Annotated in this window: 16 protein-coding genes; 8 read left to right on the top strand and 8 right to left on the bottom strand. The window is 57.6% G+C overall.

Features of this window, described 5'->3' with window-relative positions; translation table 11 throughout:
• Positions 1–9 precede the first annotated feature (9 nt).
• Genes gpsA through BFV67_RS00580 form a run of 4 tightly spaced genes read right to left on the bottom strand, consistent with a single transcriptional unit; the run spans position 10 to position 2,223 of the window.
• Positions 10–1,029 (bottom strand): NAD(P)H-dependent glycerol-3-phosphate dehydrogenase, encoded by a 1,020-nt coding sequence (gpsA, locus tag BFV67_RS00595; RefSeq protein WP_008502717.1) that lies wholly within the window; start codon positions 1,027–1,029, stop codon positions 10–12.
• Positions 1,029–1,496, bottom strand: a complete 468-nt coding sequence (gene secB, locus BFV67_RS00590) for a protein-export chaperone SecB (protein WP_008502716.1) — start codon at positions 1,494–1,496, stop codon at positions 1,029–1,031. The genes gpsA and secB overlap by 1 nt, the downstream gene beginning before the upstream one ends.
• Before the next feature lie 32 nt (positions 1,497–1,528).
• Positions 1,529–1,780, bottom strand: a complete 252-nt coding sequence (gene grxC, locus BFV67_RS00585; RefSeq protein WP_008502715.1) for a glutaredoxin 3 — start codon at positions 1,778–1,780, stop codon at positions 1,529–1,531.
• 11 nt (positions 1,781–1,791) lie between these two features.
• Positions 1,792–2,223, bottom strand: a complete 432-nt coding sequence (locus BFV67_RS00580; RefSeq protein ID WP_008502714.1) for a rhodanese-like domain-containing protein — start codon at positions 2,221–2,223, stop codon at positions 1,792–1,794.
• A gap of 247 nt (positions 2,224–2,470) precedes the next feature.
• Between BFV67_RS00580 and gpmM the strand changes: the two genes are divergently transcribed.
• From gpmM to BFV67_RS00565, 3 genes are read left to right on the top strand one after another with little or no spacing between them, the layout of a single operon-like run.
• Positions 2,471–4,015 (top strand): 2,3-bisphosphoglycerate-independent phosphoglycerate mutase, encoded by a 1,545-nt coding sequence (gene gpmM, locus BFV67_RS00575; RefSeq protein ID WP_069597734.1) that lies wholly within the window; start codon positions 2,471–2,473, stop codon positions 4,013–4,015.
• 33 nt (positions 4,016–4,048) lie between these two features.
• Positions 4,049–5,308, top strand: coding sequence for a murein hydrolase activator EnvC (gene envC, locus BFV67_RS00570; protein ID WP_025910576.1), 1,260 nt, complete (start codon positions 4,049–4,051; stop codon positions 5,306–5,308).
• A 3-nt stretch (positions 5,309–5,311) separates the two neighbouring features.
• Positions 5,312–6,244, top strand: coding sequence for a divergent polysaccharide deacetylase family protein (locus BFV67_RS00565; RefSeq protein ID WP_032654497.1), 933 nt, complete (start codon positions 5,312–5,314; stop codon positions 6,242–6,244).
• A gap of 3 nt (positions 6,245–6,247) precedes the next feature.
• Here the strand turns inward: BFV67_RS00565 and BFV67_RS00560 are convergent, their stop codons facing one another.
• The 3 genes from BFV67_RS00560 to kbl all read right to left on the bottom strand — a co-directional run bounded on the left by BFV67_RS00560 (position 6,248) and on the right by kbl (position 9,421).
• On the bottom strand, positions 6,248–7,048 hold the full coding sequence (locus BFV67_RS00560) for a glycosyltransferase family 2 protein (RefSeq protein ID WP_008502710.1): 801 nt from the start codon (positions 7,046–7,048) through the stop codon (positions 6,248–6,250).
• A 141-nt stretch (positions 7,049–7,189) separates the two neighbouring features.
• Complete coding sequence (gene tdh / locus BFV67_RS00555; RefSeq protein WP_021242426.1) at positions 7,190–8,215, bottom strand: L-threonine 3-dehydrogenase; 1,026 nt, start codon at positions 8,213–8,215, stop codon at positions 7,190–7,192.
• Between the two features lie 9 nt (positions 8,216–8,224).
• Positions 8,225–9,421: a glycine C-acetyltransferase gene (gene kbl / locus BFV67_RS00550; protein WP_023294809.1), complete on the bottom strand. Its 1,197-nt coding sequence runs from the start codon at positions 9,419–9,421 to the stop codon at positions 8,225–8,227.
• Between the two features lie 215 nt (positions 9,422–9,636).
• On the opposite strand from kbl, the gene rfaD reads away from it, so the two are divergent.
• Genes rfaD through BFV67_RS00525 form a run of 5 tightly spaced genes read left to right on the top strand, consistent with a single transcriptional unit; the run spans position 9,637 to position 14,816 of the window.
• On the top strand, positions 9,637–10,569 hold the full coding sequence (gene rfaD, locus BFV67_RS00545; RefSeq protein ID WP_008502707.1) for an ADP-glyceromanno-heptose 6-epimerase: 933 nt from the start codon (positions 9,637–9,639) through the stop codon (positions 10,567–10,569).
• Positions 10,570–10,571: 2 nt separating this feature from the next.
• A complete protein-coding gene (gene rfaF / locus BFV67_RS00540; protein ID WP_069597733.1) occupies positions 10,572–11,618 on the top strand; it encodes an ADP-heptose--LPS heptosyltransferase RfaF in 1,047 nt (348 codons plus the stop codon).
• A 3-nt stretch (positions 11,619–11,621) separates the two neighbouring features.
• A complete protein-coding gene (gene rfaC, locus BFV67_RS00535; RefSeq protein WP_069597732.1) occupies positions 11,622–12,608 on the top strand; it encodes a lipopolysaccharide heptosyltransferase RfaC in 987 nt (328 codons plus the stop codon).
• A complete protein-coding gene (gene rfaQ / locus BFV67_RS00530) occupies positions 12,601–13,710 on the top strand; it encodes a putative lipopolysaccharide heptosyltransferase III (protein WP_063618645.1) in 1,110 nt (369 codons plus the stop codon). The genes rfaC and rfaQ overlap by 8 nt, the downstream gene beginning before the upstream one ends.
• Positions 13,707–14,816 carry a glycosyltransferase family 4 protein gene (locus BFV67_RS00525; protein ID WP_069597731.1) on the top strand — a complete coding sequence of 370 codons (1,110 nt, stop codon included), beginning with the start codon at positions 13,707–13,709 and terminating at the stop codon, positions 14,814–14,816. The genes rfaQ and BFV67_RS00525 overlap by 4 nt, the downstream gene beginning before the upstream one ends.
• Here BFV67_RS00525 and BFV67_RS00520 read toward each other — a convergent pair.
• Positions 14,795–15,898, bottom strand: a complete 1,104-nt coding sequence (locus tag BFV67_RS00520; protein WP_063616612.1) for a glycosyltransferase family 4 protein — start codon at positions 15,896–15,898, stop codon at positions 14,795–14,797. The two genes, BFV67_RS00525 and BFV67_RS00520, sit on opposite strands and share 22 nt — an antisense overlap.
• Between the last annotated feature and the right edge of the window lie 124 nt (positions 15,899–16,022).

Raw genomic sequence — 16,022 nt, 5'->3', positions numbered from 1 at the left:
CGGTTCCGACTAGTTACTGCTGCGCTCGTCCTTGCGCGCACGACCTAATAAGGTCAATGCTGCCTCGCGCGCATTTTTTCCGCAATACAATACCTGATAAATTTCCTCGGTTATTGGCATTTCGACACCGAAACGGTGCGCCAACTCGCGGACTTCTTTGGTATTGCGGTAGCCTTCCACCACCTGGCCAATCTTCTCCTGCGCGTCTTTCACATCGCTGCCCTGTCCGAGCATCATGCCAAAGCGGCGGTTACGAGACTGGTTGTCGGTACAGGTCAGCACCAGATCGCCCAGGCCAGCCATCCCCATAAAGGTGGCCGGATCGGCACCCAGCGCTTCGCCCAGGCGGGACATCTCGGTCAGACCGCGGGTGATCAGCGCCGTACGGGCGTTGGCACCAAAACCAATGCCGTCGGACATCCCGGCGCCAATCGCAATCACGTTCTTCACCGCGCCGCCCAGCTGCACGCCGATAAAATCGGGGTTGCTGTAAACGCGGAAGCTCTTGCCGCAGTGCAGCAACTGCTGGAGATCGTCGGAGAAGGCCCGATCGGTGGAGGCCAGTGAAATCGCCGTCGGCAGGCCAGCGGCCAGCTCTTTCGCAAAGGTCGGGCCGGAGATGACCGCCAGCGGGATCGCATCACCCAGCGCTTCGCGGGCAACGTCCTGCAGCAGGCGTCCGGTTTCGGCTTCCAGTCCTTTCGTCGCCCAGACAACGCGCGCATCCGGGCGCATCAGCGGCTTAATCTGACGCAGCACATCGCCAAAGACATGGCTCGGAACCACAATCAGAATGTTGCGGCTGGCCGCCAGCGCGGTCGCAAGGTCGCTTTCAAGGTGCAGGGTGTCAGGGAACGGAACGTCCGGGAGAAACGCCACGTTACAGCGGTCGCGCTGTAGCGTCGCGATATGTTTTGGGTCGTGGCCCCACAGGACCACATCGTGACCATTTCTTGCCAGCGTGATGGCAAGAGCGGTGCCGTATGAGCCGGCACCGATCACAGTCATTGACGCATTAACAGTGCTCATCAGGCATCCTGATGTTGTTCAGCACCTTCGCCAGCCTGCTGCTGCAGATAGTTCATGAACAGCGCATCAAAGTTAACTGGCGCAAGGTTCAGTTGCGGGAATGTACCGCGAGAAACCAGGCTGGTGATGCATTCACGTGCATACGGGAACAGAATGTTCGGGCAGTACGCACCCAGGCAATGCGCCATCTGGTTGCCTTCGATACCGCCGATGGAGAAGATACCGCCCTGCTGTACTTCACACAGGAAAGCAGTCTCTTCGCCCAGAGAAGCGGTCACGGTCACACGCAGTACGACTTCATACACGTCATCAGCCAGTTGGGTTGATGCGGTATCCAGATCAAGTTTAACCTCTGGCTGCCAGTCTTTCTGGAAAACGTGCGGCGCATTTGGCGCTTCAAAAGAGACATCTTTGGTGTAGATGCGCTGGATCTGGAAAATCATTTCATTATTGCTTTGTTCTGACATGGAAATACCCTTTTTAATTGTCCTAAAGTCTCTTAGCTCAGCAGCGGATCGAGTCCACCACGGGCATCGAGCGCATACAAGTCATCACAGCCGCCAATGTGCTGCGCATCAATAAAAATCTGTGGAACCGTCGTACGACCACTACGTTGGATCATCTCTTCGCGTTTAATCGCGTCACCGTCAATCGGCAGTTCCTGGAACGTGACGCCTTTGCTGTTCAGCAGCGCTTTCGCACGGTGGCAGAACGGGCACGTCGCTTTGGTGTAGATCTCAATATGGGCCATGACTGAACTCCTTATTTACCGCGTACCAAAGGAAGATTTTCCCCGCTCCAGCCGGAAATGCCTTCTTTCAGCACAGATACGTTTTCGAAGCCTGCTTTATGTAGCAGGCTGGCGGATTCCTGCGCCTGCATGCCGGTACCGTCAACAACGATAATCGGCTGGGCTTTATGCTTCTCAAGCTCGCCCACGTTGTTCGCTTTGATTTCAGCAGGCAGCAGGTTAATCGCACCTGCAATGTGCCCTTTGCGGAAATCGTCACGCTGGCGCAGATCGACCACGACAGCATCTTCTTTGTTAATCAGACGCGTCGCTTCACCACGGGTGATAACCTTAATCTTAGACGTCAGGCTCTTAAATGTGGTGAACAGCACAGCAGCCAGCAGGCCAATCCACGCGATGCTCAGAACCGGATGGCGGCTAACGAATTGCATAATTTCTTGCATGGAGGGTAACTACTCCCGACTTAGTGATTAAAAAAACCAGGACAGGAGTATACCTGTGCGTTCTGGCAAATACAGCCAGCGACCCTAACCTAATCCATTTTCTGCGGCATGCCACCTAAAAAAATGCCTCAAAATGGTCTGGCGAGTCCCTTGCCCCTGCGCTTTCTTTGATCTTCTGCGGCTATTTGATCGATTCAGCTGTAGTAAAATTACGCAAATTTTGACTCTTGAGCATGAGGTTGTCGCAATGTCGGTTTCTAAAAAACCTATGGTACTGGTGATTCTGGATGGCTATGGCTACCGTGAAGAAAGCCAGGATAACGCTATTTTCAACGCCAAAACCCCGGTCATGGATGCCCTGTGGGCAAAACGTCCGCATACGCTGATTGACGCGTCTGGCCTGGAAGTGGGCCTGCCGGACCGCCAGATGGGCAACTCCGAAGTCGGTCACGTTAACCTGGGCGCCGGGCGTATCGTGTATCAGGACCTGACGCGTCTGGACGTTGAAATCAAAGAACGCACCTTCTTCTCCAACCCAACGTTGTGTGGCGCGGTTGATAAAGCCGTTGCTGCTGGCAAAGCCGTTCACATCATGGGTCTGCTCTCTGCTGGCGGCGTTCACAGCCACGAAGATCACATCATGGCAATGGTTGAACTGGCCGCTGAGCGCGGTGCGGAAAAAATCTATCTGCACGCCTTCCTGGACGGTCGCGACACGCCACCACGCAGTGCGGAAGGCTCCCTGAAAGCCTTCGAGAACAAATTCGCCGCGCTGGGCAAAGGCCGCGTAGCCTCCATCATTGGTCGTTACTACGCCATGGACCGCGACAACCGCTGGGATCGCGTTGAACAGGCCTATGACCTGCTGACCCTGGCAAAAGGGGAATTCCAGTTTGCGACCGCCGTTGAAGCGCTGGAAGCGGCTTATGCACGCGATGAAAACGACGAATTCGTGAAAGCGTCCGTGATCCGTGCTGAAGGCCAGGCCGATGCCGCGATGGAAGACGGCGACGCGCTGATCTTCATGAACTTCCGCGCTGACCGCGCGCGCGAAATCACCCGTGCGTTCGTCAACAGCGACTTCGACGGTTTTGCCCGTAAGAAAGTGGTAAACATCGACTTCATCCAGTTGACCGAATACGCGGCAGACATCAAAGCGCCGTGCGCATACCCACCGGCCTCGCTGGCAAATACCTTCGGTGAGTGGATGGCGAAGAACGACAAAACGCAGCTGCGTATTTCCGAAACGGAAAAATACGCGCACGTGACCTTCTTCTTTAACGGCGGCGTTGAAGAGCCGTTCAAAGGCGAAGAACGTATTCTGATCAACTCCCCGAAAGTCGCCACCTACGATCTGCAGCCAGAAATGAGCTCTGCAGAATTGACTGAAAAATTGGTTGCGGCCATCGAGAGCGGCAAATACGACACCATCATCTGTAACTACCCGAACGGCGACATGGTCGGTCATACCGGGGTGATGGAAGCGGCAGTGAAAGCGGTTGAAGCGCTGGACCACTGCGTTGAGCAGGTGGCGAAAGCGGTTGAATCCGTTGGCGGCCAGCTGCTGATCACCGCGGATCACGGTAACGCTGAACAGATGCGCGACCCGGCGACCGGACAGGCGCACACCGCCCACACCAACCTGCCGGTTCCGCTGATTTATGTGGGTGATAAATCAGTGAAAGCCGTAGAAGGCGGCAAGCTTTCTGACATCGCGCCAACCATGTTGTCGCTGATGGGGATGCCGATCCCTGAAGAGATGACTGGTAAGCCGCTGTTCATCGTGGAATAATCGCTCCCCATGAGGGGAAAGGCGATTTTTTCAATCACATGGGTCGTGAAGCCGCTTAGGTTATCAGTCAGACCTCTGTTTTACGCCAGCGCACTCAGCGCTGGCGTATTGCTGTGCGCCGCATCCGCCCACGCGGATGACCGCGACCAGTTGAAATCCATTCAGGCCGATATCGCCGCCAAAGAGCGTGCGGTACGCCAACAGCAGCAACAGCGCGCCGCCCTGCTCGCCCAGCTTAAGCAGCAGGAAGAGGCCATCTCCGCTGCCACGCGTAAACTCCGTGAAACGCAAAACACCCTTGCCCAGTTGAATAAGCAGATCGACGAGATGAACGCGTCGATTGCCAAACTGGAGCGCCAGCGCGATGCGCAGGAGCGCAACCTTGCCGCACAGCTTGATGCCGCATTCCGCCAGGGTGAACATACCGGACTCCAGCTGATCCTCAGCGGCGAAGAGAGCCAGCGCGGCCAGCGCCTGCAGGCCTACTTTGGCTATCTGAACCAGGCGCGTCAGGAGACGATCGCGCAGCTGAAGCAGACGCGCGAAGAGGTTTCCACGCAAAAAGCCGAGCTGGAAGAGAAGCAGAGCCAGCAGCAGACGCTGCTCTACGATCAGCAGGCCCAGCAGGCAAAGCTTGAGCAGGCACGCAACGAGCGTAAGAAAACCCTGGCCGGTCTCGAGTCCTCCATTCAGGAAGGTCAGAGCCAGCTGAGCGAAATGCGCGCCAACGAATCCAAACTGCGCAACAGCATCGCCCGTGCGGAAGCCGCGGCGAAAGCGCGCGCCGAAAAAGAGGCTCGCGAGGCGCAGGCCGTTCGCGACAAGCAGCAGGAAGCCTCCCGCAAAGGGACCACCTACAAGCCAAGCGAAAGTGAACGTTCCCTGATGTCGCGTACCGGCGGCCTCGGCTCTCCTCGCGGTCAGGCTTTCTGGCCCGTTCGCGGTTCAATTCTGCATCGCTATGGCGAACAGCTGCAGGGTGAGCTACGTTGGAAAGGGATCGTTATCGGTGCGTCTGAAGGTAGCGAAGTGAAAGCCATCGCCGATGGCCGCGTGATTCTGGCCGACTGGCTGCAGGGTTACGGGCTTGTGGTAGTGGTCGAGCACGGTAAAGGCGACATGAGTCTTTACGGCTACAACCAGAGCGCGCTGGTCAGCGTCGGCACGCAGGTGCGCGCTGGCCAACCCATCGCCCTTGTGGGCAGCAGTGGCGGTCAGGGCCGCCCGTCACTCTATTTCGAAATTCGTCGTCAGGGTCAGGCGGTCAATCCACAGCCGTGGTTGGGAAGATAAGTTTTGCTTCAATTTCGTCGAATCGTTTTCTCCGTCGTCAGCGCGCTGGCGCTGGCTGCACCGGTATACGCCGGTAAGCTCGCTATCGTGATTGATGACTTCGGTTATCGCCCACATTATGAAAACCAGGTGCTGGCGATGCCGTCGGCCATCTCCGTTGCCGTCCTGCCGAATGCCCCCCACGCGCGTGAGATGGCGACCAAAGCCCACAGCAGCGGGCATCAGGTTCTCATCCACCTGCCTATGGCCCCGCTCAGCAAGCAGCCGCTGGAAAAAGATACCCTGCGCCCGGATATGAGCAGCGAGGAGATCGAGCGCATCATCCGCGACGCCTACAACAAGGTGCCGTATGCCGTAGGGCTGAACAACCATATGGGCAGCGCGATGACCTCCAGCCTGTACGGGATGCTAAAAGTGATGCAGGCGCTGGAGCGTTACAATCTCTACTTCCTTGACAGCATGACCATCGGCAACAGCCAGGCGATGCGCGCCGCTCAGGGAACGGGCGTAAAGGTGATTAAGCGCAAGGTGTTCCTGGATGATACCCAGAACGAAGCCGATATTCGCGTGCAGTTTAATCGCGCGGTACAGCTGGCCCGCCGCAATGGTTCGGCCATTGCCATCGGTCACCCCCACCCGTCTACCGTCCGCGTCCTGCAGCAAATGCTGCCGACCTTACCTTCCGATATCACGCTGGTGCGCCCGAGCGATCTGCTGAATGAGCCGCAGGTGGATACCTCTACGCCGAATTCTGCGCAGCCCGTCCCGACGGCGCCGCGTAATCCGTTCCGCGGCGTGAAGCGCTGCGTACCGAAGCAGCCGCTAGAACCGGTCTACGCGACCCGCTTCTTCTCCGTCATCGGAGACAGCATCAGTAACAGTACGCTGGTGAAATACGTCCAGCAGCAGTGGCAGGGATGGGGTAAGAAAGCCTGACGCTTATTTCGCAATCTGAGAGTCCGTCTGCTCATTCGCAACGGGCTCCTTTTTCTCCTGATGCTGATACCAGGATTTGAAATATTTCAAAAAACTGTAGGCTGTGGCATACAGCCCCGTCACGACCCCAACCTTGCCCTGACGCCAGGCTCCGCTGAACAGATACCATTTGAAGAACGCCCCGATGGCGCTGATGATGCCGCGTCCGATCGAAGGCCGAGCCGGCTGGTACTTCACCAGCCGGGTGGTGTAACTGTTGAGCTTGTTGAACACTTCATGCAGGTTATAAAACGTGTCGTGACGCACCCGCCCCGGCATTTTCACGGCAACAATCTTACCTTCAACTTTGTCATCTACGGGTCGTTGGTTGAAGCGAGCCTGGGTACGATTAAACAGCCGCACCGGGAAATCAGGCGAGGAAACAGGATAGATTGTACGCACCTCCTCGCCCAGCACGTGCCAGTAGCGGGCGATACGCCAGGCGCGATCGGCGGAAGGTTCATCCCCGGCTTTCAGGGTCAGAATAAAGTCGACCGTTTCCGCGTCCAGGATCTCGTCGCTATCCATACATAGCACCCAGTCATTGCTCGCCAGATCGATCGCATGGTTCATCTGCACGCCATGCATAGCATAGGGGTGATGATGAAGGGAGAGGCCGTACTCGCGGCAAATAGAAAGGGTGGCATCCGTACTGCCGGAATCCAGAACGACAATTTCATCTGCCACCGTCAGCAGCGGAGGAATCACCTCGCGCAGCAAACGCGCAGAATTACAGGTCAATAAACAAACGGTAAGCTTGAACATAGGCTCTGTAAAGTAAACGGATCGTCAACAAACTTTATAAGTGTGCGGGTAAAAAAGCGAAGGAAAAATCGAAATAATCTGATTGCGGATGTAAGAAACGTGAAGAGGCCGTAAAAAAAGCGCCCGAAGGCGCTTTCGCGGTTAATCCCAGCTCAGAATCACTTTCCCTGACTGGCCGGAACGCATCGCGTCAAAGCCCTGCTGGAACTCATCTATAGAGAAACGGTGAGTAATAATCGGGGACAGATCCAGACCGGACTGGATCAGCGCCGCCATCTTGTACCAGGTCTCAAACATCTCACGGCCATAGATGCCCTTGATGAACAGCCCCTTGAAGATCACTTTGTTCCAGTCGATGGACATATCCGACGGCGGGATACCCAGCATCGCGATACGGCCACCGTGGTTCATGGTATCGAGCATGGTGCGGAACGCCGGTGGCGCACCGGACATCTCCAGACCCACATCGAAGCCCTCGGTCATGCCCAGCTCTTCCATCACGTCGGTCAGGCTCTCTTTCGAGACATCCACCGCGCGGGTGACGCCCATTTTGCGCGCCAGCGACAGGCGGTATTCGTTTACGTCGGTGATCACGACGTTGCGCGCACCTACATGCTTCGCCACGGCTGCCGCCATAATGCCGATGGGGCCCGCGCCGGAGACCAGCACGTCTTCACCGACCAGATCGAAGGAGAGCGCCGTGTGCACGGCGTTACCGAACGGATCGAAAATGGAGGCCAGATCGTCAGAAATATTGTCCGGGATTTTGAAGGCGTTAAAGGCCGGGATCACCAGATATTCCGCAAAGCAGCCCGGACGGTTCACGCCCACGCCGATGGTATTGCGGCACAGGTGCGTACGCCCACCGCGGCAGTTACGGCAGTGGCCGCAGGTAATGTGACCTTCACCGGAGACGCGGTCGCCGATTTTGAAGCCTTTCACTTCCTGGCCGATACCCACCACTTCACCGACATATTCGTGACCGACAACCATCGGTACAGGAATGGTTTTCTGCGACCACTGGTCCCAGTTGTAGATGTGAACGTCAGTACCGCAGATAGCCGTTTTACGAATTTTGATCAGCAGATCGTTATGACCGACTTCCGGTTCCGGCACGTCGGTCATCCAAATCCCTTCTTCCGCTTTCAGTTTGGATAACGCTTTCATCACACGTCCTCAGGCAATGACGCCCAGCTGTTTACCGATGCGGGTAAAGGCTTCCACCGCACGTTCAATTTGTTCAGGCGTATGCGCCGCAGACATCTGGGTGCGGATACGCGCCTGACCTTTTGGCACCACCGGGAAGAAGAACCCGGTGACGTAAATCCCTTCTTTCTGCAGTTCGCGGGCAAAGTTCTGCGCCACGACCGCATCACCCAGCATCACCGGAATGATCGCGTGGTCAGCACCAGCCAGGGTGAACCCTGCTGCGCTCATTTTTTCACGGAACAGACGCGCGTTGGACCACAGGCGGTCGCGCAGTTCAGCGCCGGACTCCACCATCTCCAGCACTTTGATGGAGGCGGCAACAATCGCCGGTGCCAGGGAGTTGGAGAACAGATACGGACGCGAGCGCTGGCGCAGCCACTCCACCACCTCTTTACGCGCAGCGGTATAGCCGCCGGATGCGCCGCCGAGCGCTTTGCCCAGCGTGCCGGTGATGATGTCCACGCGGCCCATTACGTCGCAGTATTCGTGGGAGCCGCGACCATTTTCGCCGACAAAACCGACCGCGTGAGAGTCATCGACCATCACCAGCGCGTCGTATTTATCCGCCAGGTCACACACGCCCTTCAGGTTGGCGATCACGCCGTCCATGGAGAATACGCCGTCGGTGGCGATCAGCACATGGCGAGCGCCCGCTTCACGGGCCTCTTTCAGGCGCGCTTCCAGCTCAACCATGTCGTTGTTGGCGTAGCGAAAACGCTTCGCTTTACACAAGCGTACGCCGTCGATGATGGAGGCGTGGTTCAGGGCGTCGGAGATAATCGCATCTTCTGCGCCGAGCAGGGTCTCGAACAGGCCGCCGTTGGCGTCGAAGCAGGAGGAGTAGAGAATGGCGTCTTCCATTCCGAGGAAGTTCGCCAGCTTTTGCTCAAGCTGCTTGTGGCTGTCCTGGGTACCGCAGATAAAGCGTACGGAGGCCATACCAAAACCGTGGGTATCCATGCCGTTTTTTGCCGCGGCAATCAGCTCAGGGTGATTCGCAAGACCTAAGTAGTTGTTCGCACAAAAGTTGATCACATGGCTGCCGTCGGCAACGGTGATGTCCGCCTGCTGTGCAGACGTGATAATACGCTCTTCCTTGAACAACCCTTCCGCACGTGCGGTCTCAAGGTCGCTGTTTAACTGTTTGTAAAAATCACCACGCATTGCAATTCTCCAGACTCGGCAAATTTCGGGACATATTACCCAAACCTATAGTTCATGACGAGATGACACGTCATCTCTTGTCGTTTTTGCAGCATAAATCACGTGTACCCTTGCGCTATGTCGGTGAATGGCTGAAGGGCAGCCATACTAATGATATGATAGAAACATTAGCGTCCGGGATTGTCCCCGGGCTCCACACTTCAAAGGTTACAGTTATGATCATCGTTACCGGCGGCGCAGGCTTTATCGGCAGCAATATTGTTAAGGCTCTCAATGACAAAGGCATCACCGACATCCTGGTGGTTGACAACCTGAAAGACGGCACCAAGTTCGTCAACCTGGTGGATCTGAACATCGCTGACTACATGGATAAAGAAGACTTCCTTATCCAGATTATGGCAGGCGAAGAGTTCGGCGAGATCGAAGCCATCTTCCACGAAGGTGCCTGCTCCTCCACTACCGAGTGGGACGGCAAGTACATGATGGACAACAACTATCAGTATTCCAAAGAGATCCTGCACTACTGCCTGGAGCGTGAAATTCCGTTCCTGTATGCCTCTTCTGCCGCCACTTACGGCGGGCGTACCTCGGACTTCATCGAGTCCCGCGAATATGAGCAGCCGCTGAACGTCTACGGCTACTCCAAATTCCTGTTCGACGAGTACGTGCGTCAGGTACTGCCAGAAGCGAACTCGCAGATCGTCGGCTTCCGCTACTTCAACGTCTACGGACCGCGCGAAGGCCACAAAGGCAGCATGGCGAGCGTGGCGTTCCACCTGAACACCCAGCTGAATAACGGTGAAAGTCCAAAACTGTTCGAAGGCAGCGACGGCTTTAAGCGTGACTTCGTTTACGTGGGCGACGTGGCGGCCGTAAACCTGTGGTTCTGGGAAAACGGCGTGTCCGGCATCTTCAACCTGGGTACCGGCCGCGCAGAGTCCTTCCAGGCGGTGGCTGACGCCACGCTGGCGTACCATAAAAAAGGCAGCATCGAGTACATTCCGTTCCCGGACAAGCTGAAAGGCCGCTATCAGGCGTTCACCCAGGCTGACCTGACTAACCTGCGCGCAGCGGGTTATGACAAGCCGTTTAAAACCGTTGCCGAAGGCGTAACGGAGTATATGGCCTGGCTGAACCGCGACGCGTAAGTATGAAGATTCTGGTGATCGGCCCGTCATGGGTGGGCGACATGATGATGTCGCAAAGTCTCTATCGCACGCTCAAGGCGCGCTATCCCCAGGCGATAATCGACGTGATGGCACCCGCGTGGTGCCGTCCGCTGTTATCGCGTATGCCGGAAGTGAATGAAGCGATCCCGATGCCGCTCGGCCACGGGGCGCTGGAAATTGGCGAACGCCGCAAGCTCGGCCATAGCCTGCGCGAGAAGCGGTATGACCGCGCGTATGTTCTGCCCAACTCCTTTAAATCTGCCCTGGTGCCCTTCTTTGCGGGCATTCCGCATCGCACCGGCTGGCGCGGCGAAATGCGCTACGGCCTGCTGAACGATGCACGCGTGCTGGATAAAGCGGCCTGGCCATTAATGGTGGAGCGCTACGTGGCGCTAGCCTATGACAAAGGCGTGATGCGCAGCGCGAAAGACCTGCCGCAGCCGCTGCTCTGGCCCCAGCTTCAGGTTAACGACGGTGAAAAATCCCAGACCTGCAGCGCGTTTGGCCTTTCGGCTGAACGTCCGATGATTGGCTTCTGCCCTGGCGCCGAGTTCGGCCCGGCAAAACGCTGGCCGCACTACCACTATGCAGAGCTGGCGAAACAGCTGATCGACGAAGGCTACCAGATTGTCCTGTTCGGTTCGGCAAAAGACCACGAGGCGGGCAACGAAATTCTCGCGACGCTCAGTAATGAACAGCAGGCCTGGTGCCGCAACCTGGCGGGAGAAACGCAGCTTGAGCAGGCGGTTATCCTGATTGCTGCCTGCCACGCTGTGGTTAGCAACGATTCAGGCCTGATGCACGTCGCCGCTGCGCTCAACCGTCCGCTGGTGGCGCTGTATGGGCCAAGCAGCCCGGACTTTACGCCTCCGCTGTCCCATAAAGCGCGCGTTATTCGCCTGATCACCGGCTACCACAAGGTGCGCAAAGGCGATGCCGCTGAAGGTTATCATCAGAGCCTGATCGACATTGCCCCGCAGCGCGTTCTTGAAGAGCTTAACGAACTGCTGTTGAGCGAAGAAGGATAACGAATGCGGGTACTGATCGTTAAAACCTCGTCGATGGGCGATGTTCTGCACACGCTGCCGTCACTGACGGACGCCATGCGGGCCGTACCGGGCATTCGTTTTGACTGGGTGGTGGAAGAGGGCTTCGCGCAGATCCCCACCTGGCATGAAGCGGTCGACCGCGTGATCCCGGTGGCGATTCGCCGCTGGCGGAAAGCGTGGTTCTCCGCGCCGATTAAAGCCGAACGCAAAGCCTTCCGCGAGGCGGTACAGGCGCAGCGTTATGATGCCATCATCGACGCGCAGGGGCTGGTCAAAAGCGCCGCGCTGGTGACGCGACTGGCGCGCGGCGTAAAGCACGGCATGGACTGGCAAACCGCCCGCGAACCGCTGGCGAGCCTGTTCTATAACCACCGCCACCACATCGCGAAGCAGCAGCACGCGGTGGAACGTATCCGAGAGCTGTTTGCCAAAAGCCTGGGCTATGCGAAACCGGAAACCCAGGGCGACTATGCGATTTCCCGGCATTTCCTGCACACCTCATCGCAGAAAAGCGATCCTTATCTGATTTTCCTTCACGCGACAACCCGCGATGACAAGCACTGGCCGGAAGCGCACTGGCGCGAACTGATCGGCCTGCTGGCAAACGCGGGGCTGCGTATCAAACTCCCGTGGGGCGCTCCCCATGAAGAAGCGCGGGCCAAACGCCTGGCGGCAGGGTTTGATTATGTGGACGTTCTGCCGCGCATGAAGCTGGATGGCGTCGCTCAGGCGCTGGCAGGCGCGACGGCTGTGGTCTCCGTGGATACGGGACTCAGCCACCTGACGGCGGCGCTGGACCGTCCTAATATTACGCTTTACGGCCCAACGGACCCGGGCCTGATCGGCGGCTATGGAAAAAATCAATATATCTGCCGCCCGGAACACTCATCGCAGCTGAGCGATCTCAGCGCCGCTGCGGTATTTGCGCAATTAGAGCCTTTGCTGGCAGCAGAGAGAGCCTATGTCTGATTTTTTCTCAGCGGAGCGCCCGCCAAAGCGCGTGCTGATTATTAAGCTTCGTCACCACGGTGACGTTTTGCTTACCTCGCCGGTTTTTACCGTGCTGAAAAAGAACTGGCCGAACGTGGAAGTCGATGCGCTGGTTTATGACGATACCCAGGCGATGCTGACCAGCCACCCGCATATCGACCAGGTGCACACTATTGGGCGCAACTGGCGCAAGAAGGGCTGGTTTGAACAATTCCGCCTCTACCGCGCCCTGCTGAACACCCTGAAAGGCCGTCAGTATGACGTGCTGATTAACCTGACCGAACACTGGCACGGCGCGCGTCTGGCGCGTCGCCTGAAACCGCGCGTCTCCGTCGGCTTTAAGCCGGATAAGCGCGGGGGCCTGGCGCGTCGCCGCTGGGTGAAATCGTTCACCACGCTCTATCCGGCGATTCAGGACAACAGCCGTCATATGGTGGAGGTTAATCTGGATGCCCTGCGCCGGATCGGCATTCATCCGCAGTCCGATGAAGACAAACATACGCTTTTTGTGCCCGGTGACGCGGCAGAAGCCTCTGTGGCCGATAAGCTGGCCGGGTTTGGGCTCACGAGTAAATCCTACATTCTGGTTCACCCGACCTCGCGCTGGATGTTTAAGGCCTGGGATATCAAAAAGCTGGCAGCGACCATTGATAACCTGGCGGCGCGCGGCCTGCCGATCGTCCTCTCCGCCGCACCGTCAAAAGAAGAGAAGGCCTATATGGATGCGCTGCGCGCAGCCCTCACCCAGCCGGTCTTTGATTTAAGCGGTCAGCTGAACCTGAAAGAGCTGGGCGCGCTCATGAAGCACGCCCGGGTGTACTTCGGCGTGGATTCCATGCCAATGCATCTTGCGAGCGCCGTCGGTACGCCAACCGTCGCCATCTTTGGCCCTACCGGCGCCATCAAATGGGCGCCGTGGGGGGTGAACTATCGCGTAATCGTTGCCGGGTTTACCTGCCAGCCTTGCGGCAAAGCGGGCTGCGGAGACAGCGGTGTCTCTGACTGCATCACGGCCATCACCCCACAGCAGGTGCTGAGCGCCATTGATACGATGCTTCTGGAAACGGAAACACCTGCATGAAGCTGGCTATTGTCCGACAGACCTACAACCCCAACGGTGGCGCAGAGCGTTTTGTCTCACGTGCGCTGAACGTGCTGGCGCAGGATACGTCGCTTGATGTCACGCTAATTGCTCGCCAGTGGGAGGATGCCGCAGGCTGGAAAACGCTGACGGTCAATCCGCCGTTTCGCAATCGCATCGCGCGTGAATCCGGTTTTGCCGTCGAAGCCGCCGCGCATTTTGCGCAGTTTGATATTGTGCAAAGCCACGAACGCATACCGGGAGCCACCATCTTCCGGGCGGGCGACGGTGTTCACGCCACCTGGCTTGAGCAATATGGCCGCATTCTGTCGCCGCTGGCGCGCTGGGCGCAATCTCTGAGCCGCTATCACCGCTACATTCTGCAGGCCGAGGCGCAGATGTTTACCCATCCGCAGCTGCGCAAGGTGATCTGTAATTCGAAGATGGTGCGCGATGATATCGCGCGGCGCTTCGGGCTGCCGGACGACAAGCTGACGGTGATCTACAACGGCGTGGACACCGTTCAGTTTAGCCCTGAGGTCCGCGCCCTTTCGCAGCGTGATGTCCTGGGTATTCCTCCTGACGCACCGGTACTGGCGTATGTTGGGTCAGGCTTCAGCCGCAAAGGCGTCGCCACCGCGCTGCGCGCCATTGTGGCGCATCCTGACGTCTGGCTGCTGATTGCCGGCCGCGATAAACATGCGCGGAAGTTCGAAAAGCTGGCACAGGCGCTGGGGATTTCCTCACGAGTGAAGTTCCTGGGCCCCGTTGCCAACGTGCGTGAAGTCTATGGCACGGCGGATGCCCTTATCCTGCCGACGCTCTACGATCCCTTCCCGAACGTCTGCGTGGAAGCGCTGGCCTGTGGTTTGCCGCTGCTTACCAGCCACGGCTGCGGCGCGGCGGAGTGGATAACCGAGGGTCAAAACGGCTGGGTGCGCGATGCGCTGGACAGCGAAGGCTACCAGCAGGCCATCTCGCTGTGGCTGAAAGGCCGTGAACAGGGTGTCGATTACTCCGCCGCTGCGCGTGCAACCGCCGAGCCCTTCACCCTGGACAGAATGGCGAAAGAGCTGCAGGCGCTTTATCGTGATTTGCTGCGCTGAGCGGCATCGGAGAAGACTTTCTCCATCGCGTCCAGCATACATTCGCGGGTAAAGTGCGTGCTCAGGTAGTCATATCCCTGTTGCGCGAGCGTCTCGCGAAGGGCTGAGTCGTCATAGAGTTTCATTATGGCATCGTGCAGCGCGTTTTCGTCGCGCTGCGCGACCAGCACTCCCGTCTGCCCGTTAATCACCGCATCTCCCGTTCCACCTGCATCCGTCGCAATGGTGGCAATACGGGTGGCTAACGATTGCAGCACGCCCTGTGGAACACCTTCCATATCGTGCGAAGGGCTGAGCGCAATATCAAAGGCCGGGAACCAGCGTTCCGGATCGGATTGATGTCCCGCCATGACCACGCGCTGCTGTAACCCCAGGGCGGTGATTTCCTGTTCCAGCGTCGCTTTGTGCGGACCTTCGCCGACAATCGCCAGCTTGATGTGTGGATTGGCGATTTTCGCCAGGGCGCGCAGCAGTACGCTATGGCCTTTGTTCGGGCGCAAATGCGATACCACGCCCAGCCAGAAATCGTCCTGCGACAAACCACAATGAACCCGGGCCTGGTGCTTATCTCCCGGATGGAAACGCTGCGTATCGACACCGCTTGGCACCGACGTACTCTGAGACATCGGCACGCCAATATTTGCCACCTGATGGCGCAGCGCCTCGCCGGTGGTCACGATATGCGCGCAGGCCGTGCGGAAGAGCCAGCGGGTCGTCCAGTTGTTGCGCGGTACGCCGGACGCATGACGGGTTCTCACCAGTGGTACAGGGTTGGACAGCGTCAGATTCGCCAGCGCCACCAGCCAGGTATCGGCAGAGTTATGGCTGTTGATGACGTCAATCGAGTGACGGTTATCCTTCATCCAGCGACGCAGCACCTGCAGGTTTTTAAGGTTCTTACGCTTCAACGGCATCGTGACCACCGTCAAACCGGCATTGCGTGCCAGCGCGTGGAGCGGCGCAGTTTCCGGACAAAGGAGAGTCACCTGATGGCCACGCTGAATCATCCCAAGCGATTCGTTGATAATGCGCAGAGGCTGCCCGCCTTTGCCGCCGTCTGCTTCAGTGTGAACAATATGCATATATTTCCTGTCGTTTAGCTGAAACCGCTGTCCAGGCCGCCGATTATATACGTGGGTATTACGATAATGCACAGGCGGATTAATCTTGCTTACAAACATTGTCCTTCTGTAGTAATGGCTTCTG

The organism is Enterobacter roggenkampii, from assembly GCF_001729805.1.
Lineage (GTDB): Bacteria > Pseudomonadota > Gammaproteobacteria > Enterobacterales > Enterobacteriaceae > Enterobacter > Enterobacter roggenkampii.
Note: the sequence above shows the minus strand (reverse complement) of the source record. Positions and strands in the feature narration are given on the sequence as shown.

What these genes read in the sequence shown, in the direction of transcription:
- rfaQ (WP_063618645.1), top strand. Translation starts at nt 12,601, where the DNA reads ATGTCTGATTTTTTCTCAGCGGAGCGCCCGCCAAAGCGCGTGCTGATT.
- secB (WP_008502716.1), bottom strand. Translation starts at nt 1,496, where the DNA reads ATGTCAGAACAAAGCAATAATGAAATGATTTTCCAGATCCAGCGCATC.
- BFV67_RS00580 (WP_008502714.1), bottom strand. Translation starts at nt 2,223, where the DNA reads ATGCAAGAAATTATGCAATTCGTTAGCCGCCATCCGGTTCTGAGCATC.
- BFV67_RS00520 (WP_063616612.1), bottom strand. Translation starts at nt 15,898, where the DNA reads ATGCATATTGTTCACACTGAAGCAGACGGCGGCAAAGGCGGGCAGCCT.
- kbl (WP_023294809.1), bottom strand. Translation starts at nt 9,421, where the DNA reads ATGCGTGGTGATTTTTACAAACAGTTAAACAGCGACCTTGAGACCGCA.
- grxC (WP_008502715.1), bottom strand. Translation starts at nt 1,780, where the DNA reads ATGGCCCATATTGAGATCTACACCAAAGCGACGTGCCCGTTCTGCCAC.
- gpsA (WP_008502717.1), bottom strand. Translation starts at nt 1,029, where the DNA reads ATGAGCACTGTTAATGCGTCAATGACTGTGATCGGTGCCGGCTCATAC.
- BFV67_RS00560 (WP_008502710.1), bottom strand. Translation starts at nt 7,048, where the DNA reads ATGTTCAAGCTTACCGTTTGTTTATTGACCTGTAATTCTGCGCGTTTG.
- tdh (WP_021242426.1), bottom strand. Translation starts at nt 8,215, where the DNA reads ATGAAAGCGTTATCCAAACTGAAAGCGGAAGAAGGGATTTGGATGACC.
- BFV67_RS00525 (WP_069597731.1), top strand. Translation starts at nt 13,707, where the DNA reads ATGAAGCTGGCTATTGTCCGACAGACCTACAACCCCAACGGTGGCGCA.
- rfaC (WP_069597732.1), top strand. Translation starts at nt 11,622, where the DNA reads ATGCGGGTACTGATCGTTAAAACCTCGTCGATGGGCGATGTTCTGCAC.
- gpmM (WP_069597734.1), top strand. Translation starts at nt 2,471, where the DNA reads ATGTCGGTTTCTAAAAAACCTATGGTACTGGTGATTCTGGATGGCTAT.
- rfaD (WP_008502707.1), top strand. Translation starts at nt 9,637, where the DNA reads ATGATCATCGTTACCGGCGGCGCAGGCTTTATCGGCAGCAATATTGTT.
- rfaF (WP_069597733.1), top strand. Translation starts at nt 10,572, where the DNA reads ATGAAGATTCTGGTGATCGGCCCGTCATGGGTGGGCGACATGATGATG.